This is a genomic window from Chromohalobacter sp. HP20-39 (assembly GCF_033052815.1).
GTDB lineage: Bacteria > Pseudomonadota > Gammaproteobacteria > Pseudomonadales > Halomonadaceae > Chromohalobacter.
The window spans coordinates 1-292 of the sequence record NZ_JAWHTP010000501.1 but is presented as its reverse complement, the minus strand read 5'-3'; the positions used below and the strand labels follow the sequence as shown (position 1 = coordinate 292).

Annotated in this window: 1 pseudogene; it reads right to left on the bottom strand. The window is 64.4% G+C overall.

Annotated elements, in window-relative coordinates:
* Positions 1-292: pseudogene (locus RVY79_RS18970) on the bottom strand (nitrite reductase (NAD(P)H)); the annotation flags it as partial.

Genomic DNA, 292 nt, shown 5'->3' with positions numbered 1-292 from the left:
CAGTGCCGGGCGCGCATTGCCATCGGCCTGCGGCAGGATCAGGAATTCGGGCGCCTCGGGCAGTTCGATGCGGTTGAGCATCATCTGCAGCAACGTGCCGTATTCGGCTGCGTCGCCCACCAGCACGCCGCCCAGCAGGTACTTGCCGTCTTCCGACACCACCAGCTTTTTGTAGATCTGCTTGCGTTCATCGGTGAACTGCACGCTGCGGCTGCCCGGCGTGGTGCCTTGCGCATCGCCCAGGCTGGCCACGTCCACGCCCATCAGCTTGAGCTTGGTGCTCATGTCGGCA